This is a genomic window from Aerococcus sp. HMSC23C02 (assembly GCF_001806805.1).
Classification (GTDB): domain Bacteria; phylum Bacillota; class Bacilli; order Lactobacillales; family Aerococcaceae; genus Aerococcus; species Aerococcus sanguinicola.
Genome location: NZ_KV786047.1, coordinates 5,008 through 9,867, shown reverse-complemented (window position 1 = coordinate 9,867; position 4,860 = coordinate 5,008). Strand labels below are relative to the sequence as shown.

Annotated in this window: 3 protein-coding genes; all 3 read right to left on the bottom strand. The window is 41.6% G+C overall.

From position 1 onward, the window contains the following. Positions 1 to 685 (bottom strand): YSIRK-type signal peptide-containing protein (locus HMPREF3090_RS05920; protein ID WP_148130133.1); only part of this gene is annotated, 685 nt, incomplete at its 3' end. A gap of 623 nt (positions 686 to 1,308) precedes the next feature. After that, positions 1,309 to 2,838: a helix-turn-helix domain-containing protein gene (locus HMPREF3090_RS05915; protein WP_070486167.1), complete on the bottom strand. Its 1,530-nt coding sequence runs from the start codon at positions 2,836 to 2,838 to the stop codon at positions 1,309 to 1,311. A gap of 340 nt (positions 2,839 to 3,178) precedes the next feature. Further along, positions 3,179 to 4,525 (bottom strand): aspartate aminotransferase family protein, encoded by a 1,347-nt coding sequence (locus HMPREF3090_RS05910; protein ID WP_230080797.1) that lies wholly within the window; start codon positions 4,523 to 4,525, stop codon positions 3,179 to 3,181. Positions 4,526 to 4,860 lie beyond the last annotated feature (335 nt).

Here is a 4,860-nt window from a genome sequence, read left to right as displayed (position 1 = left end):
CCGCTAATTTAGAACGTAAGACCTGCTTGGGATTGTCAGAAGCTGCCAGCTCTTTTGCGAAATGATCAAGCGCTGCTTGTTGATTGTTATCGCTCGTGTTTTCATTCTTAGCACCATTTTGATGCCTATTTCTCTGTTGATTATCTTCAGGGATAGACTTCTCCTCAGAGTCAGCTACAGAAGATTTTTCGCTAGAAGGTTTATCAATATTTTGGACTTTATTTTTTTCTTTATTTGAATCGACAGCTAATTCTTCAGATTGTTTATCCTGTGAATTTTCTTCCACAGGAGTTTTTGCATCATCAGTCGATACATTTTTCTCTTCTGACGAATTATTATCTACTCGATTCTTTTCATCACTAACTTCCGCATTTGATTGTTCACTATTGTTTGGAATTGAATTAGAGCTTGGTTCATTTTCTGAATTCTCTAACTCAATATTGTTTCCAGCACTTTCTCTTTCTTGTAAGCCTACCGGCACTTCTGGAATAACGTTTTCAGAAGTTTCGATTCCTTCTTGTTCTTGGATACTCGCTGCTTGGACAACAGCCATGTTTCCAGCAAAAAGTAAACCTGCTGCCACTGCTACAGAGGCTACACCAATATTTAATCGTTTAATGGAATAACGATAAAATTTATTACTTTGTTTTTCCTCTCTAAGCTTAGTATTATTTTTTCCAACCATAAAGATTTCCTCCTAGTTAAAACTACATTATTTAAGACAAGTCCAGAGTATAAAAAAAAAAAAAAAAGACAATATTTTCTTTTTATATCAGCATTTTAAAACATTTTTTGTACATTATAAGAAGATAACAAAATTATGTTTTAAGTCGTTATCTTAACGTTTTCATTGTCTTATCCTTTAAATTTAATTAGTACATTATTGTTTAAGATAATAACTTTGCTTTTCCATTCGAACTTTAGCATTATTTTTTCCAACCAAATCACACCTTACCTTCCTATAGCTTAATACATCAGGCTTATTTACAAATCATCAAATATATCTCCACTGTATCTATTAGCTACGTTGCTAGTAAGTTGAAAGCAAAAAAGCGATAAAGCAAAGGTCTTATCGGCTTTTCGCTAGATAAACTCGACTGGCACATACCCTAAGGGCCACGAAAAGATTGGAATCTTTCTTAGCTTGCATCATTTGTAGGGGCTCTTGAGTGGAAAACTTCTCCTTTCTCTAAAAAGCTAATCTGATTATAAATGCAAGAATTGTTTTCTTCTGTTTTTTATCTGCTTATCAGGTAAAGATGTGAAACAGCTCATTAAAAAAACTGACCCAAAAGAGTCAGTTTAAGTTTATTGCGTAAAGAGCATGCCCGACATATTAGAAGTATCGGAATCATTGATCTCTCTAACCGTTTCATAGATCCACAGGAAGGTATTCACATCAGGCATGGATTTGATATTAAATATATAGCGACCAGGCGTGCTTGGGATATCAAAGCTTGTCATAATAATTTTGTACGGACTATCTTCCAGAACTTCTTGCCAATTAAGGGCCTTATTGTGAACATGGACCGTCACATAGTTGTGAACAATCGGATCCAAAATTGCCTTATATTCCAGGTCGTATTGGTAATTGCCTGTATAAAGAAGAAGGTCAATCTTGATAATTTTATTCAGTTCTAAGATCGTATCTGGCCAAATAACTATAAAGTAAAAGGTAAAACCAATAAGGACTTGGTCAGGAATCTCTTCCATGATATGGAGCGACTCGATAAAATTTTTGATCATTCTCTGGACATCGATAACAAAGTTTGGATTAATACAAGCCACCTCATAGACTAGGTTACTCTGGTGGGTGATGGGATCATTCAAAATCACATTTACTTTCTTATCCATAGCAATACATAAATTGTAGATTGTTAGTGAAATCAGCTCAATATCTTCTTTTTGGGCGCTCTTCAGTTGATAATCCCGCTTGAGTTGGTACATATCAGCTTCAAATTTTTCGATGCATTGTTTGATACGCGGCGAAATCCTTAAGCTATCTTCTAAATAAGTTCGATTCAAGAGGGTTCCTGACGAAATAATCCCTGGAGTAATCTGTGGGATAAGTTCGAATAAGGGATAAGCCTTGCCTTTTGCCTGAAACTCTGTAAAAATATCTAAATTTACCATCAATACAGACAATTCATGGGTCGTAATAGGCCACTCTGACTTCTCTAAAACAAAGTGGTTAGCAAAACGTTCAAAGTTAACACCGATCTGTAAATAAACGAGCGGATTTGAGCTAAAGCTCTTTAGATAAGGAGAGGTAGAAGACAAGGTATCATACAATTCAAAAGCTTCTTGCTGGCTAATTGATTGGAAGGGCCAAACCGTATCCGGCAAGTAATGCATCAAAATAAAGGGATAAAATAAGCGAACCATAAATTCTTTCCCTTCTAAACTTAGAGGAGAGGTTGTAAGTTCAAGTTCTAAATGAGCCTCTTCAAAAAAGTGATTAATTTGTTTGATGGCCCGGTAAACCGAACTGCGGCTAGCATAAATTTTCTGGCTGAGCTCTTCAACAGAAGTATAAGAGTTACTCATCAGTTCAAAGAGTAAGCGGTAAGTCACAGCTTCTTTGCTATATTTTTTAAAATAAAAATTGCTAGCAACCATTTTTTTAAAGTCGAGATGCACCCAGATCCCTGATTGGATGACCTGAATTTCATCCGGAAACAAATTTTGTATTTCCTTTAAATCACTTTTAATTGTCGCATTAGTACATGATAATCGATCCGCAAGGTCTCCATGAGTGAGGTATAAGTCATCTTCATTCTTAAAGATATCAATTAAGGTCAACTGGCGTCGGTCCTTACTTCCAAGCAATCTAATCATGTCATCTTTCTCCTTGCTAGTGATTTCAATATTTAGGGTCCTAAACACTGTTAAATAATCATAGCGTATACTGAACTAGCTTTTTGTTTATTAATCCTTATGTGATGAAATTTATGAAACAAAATTATGCGATTGCTCAGGTAAAAAAAGCATTAGATGATCACTAGGAATTTTGAAGTAAAGCTAAATTATTGGGCAAACAGCGAATTTCCCTATCTCTCTTTCATAGATTGCATTTAAGTCTCTTAGTTCAATCAAGTAAAAGCAAGTTTTGTTTTTTTGAGAAATCTTTCAGTAAATTATCTAAGAATTATACTCCCTATAGTATAATTTTGTTCCCCTACCAGCCCAATTCCACATCTTCCGCCACCTGGATCTCGCCCCGGTCCAGAGCAGCAAAGGCTTGGTCTAATCGCTCAAGGGCCTGGTCGAGGAGGTCGCGGCTGATCATGAGGGGCGGCTGGAAGCGGAGAACATTGCCCATGAGTGTGACCATGAGAACACCGTGGTCGAAGAGATAGGTCATGATCTTGCTGGCAGCTTGGCTGTCTCTTTCCTTGGTCTCAGGGTCCGTTACGAGTTCAATGCCCGCGTTGAGGCCTAGGCAGCGCACGTCGCCGATGATATGGGGATACTTGGCCTGGAGCTTTTGGAAGGCTTCCTGGACATAGGCGCCGTTTGTTGCAGATTTTTGGACCAGCTTTTCCTCTTCGATAACGTCTAGGGTGGCTAGGGCAGCGGCAGTGCAGATGGGGTTGCCGGCCGAGGTGAAGGCGTGGCCGGGTGAGCCCAGGCTCTCCATAATGTCAGACCGGCCCACTAAGGCAGACAGGGGCAGTCCCGAAGCTAGGGACTTGCCGATTGCCATCAGGTCAGGAACAACCCCGAAGTGGTCAATGCTCCACAACTTGCCGGTTCGACCCAAGCCTTGGTTGATTTCATCCACAGCGAAGAGAATGCCGTATTCCTGGCAGAGCTCGTAGAGGCCTTGGATGAAGGCCTGGGGTGGGATAACGATCCCCGCATCGCCCTGAATGGGTTCGATCAAGACGCAAGCGACCTCTTCAGGGGCCAGGTAGGTCTCGAAGGCCAGGCGGATCTGGTCCAGGTAACGCTCAGCGAGCTGGTCATCGCTCTCCCCCGCTTGCCGGCGATAGGGGTCAGGGTAAGGCATGTGGTAGATGCCAGGCAGCAAGGGCCCCATCTTCCGCCGCATGTTGAGGCTGCAGGCAGACAGGGTCATGGCCCCGTAGCTCGACCCGTGATAGGCTCCCGTGAAGCTAATCAGGTAGGGACGCCCAGTATAAGCCCGGGCAAATTTAATCATGGCTTCATTGGCCTCCGAACCCGAGGTGGAGAAGGAAACCTTCTTCTCGAAGTCTCCTGGTGTCAGATCAACCAAGCGCTCAGCCAAGCTTTCCAACTGACTCTGGTAGGAATAGGAGGGAATATAATGAAGCAAACGTTCGGATTGCTTTTGAATAGCAGCCACAACTTTAGGATGGCAGTGGCCGACATTGGCTGTTGAAGCGCTAGCTAAGAGGTCAATATAAGCCTTACCATCCGCATCATAGACCAAGGCACCCCGGGCATGGTCCACCAATAAATCCACATAATTAATCCGCGCAGCCGAACTAATCCGCTCCCCCGCTTCGATAAAGGCCTGAGCCCGACTTTCTTCTTCCATCATCATAACTCCCTTCAGACACGATCATACTGGCTCTCTAACTATTAATATTAGTGATTAGCAATCAAAATCTATACCGATTTTTTTTGAGCAGTAGTGTAGCGTTGAAGTTGGCCCTTAGCCATGAACAAGCAAGGCGAGGGTGTAAAGGCTAGCGAGAGAAATAGACCTCTGGAGCCAAAATCCAGAGAAGTCAGAAAGACTTCGGCGGATCTTTGTGAAGAGGAGCTATTTCTGCTAGCCTGAACCCGACTAGATGCGAATTACGTATCGTAGGCGCTAGCCGTACGAAACGTTTGAGGCTCGCTAGGCGAGAAGAAGGTAGCAACGCTGCT

Bases quoted from the DNA above. Each gene is read 5' to 3' on its own strand.
- HMPREF3090_RS05915 (WP_070486167.1), bottom strand. From the start codon at position 2,838: ATGATTAGATTGCTTGGAAGTAAGGACCGACGCCAGTTGACCTTAATT.
- HMPREF3090_RS05910 (WP_230080797.1), bottom strand. From the start codon at position 4,525: ATGGAAGAAGAAAGTCGGGCTCAGGCCTTTATCGAAGCGGGGGAGCGG.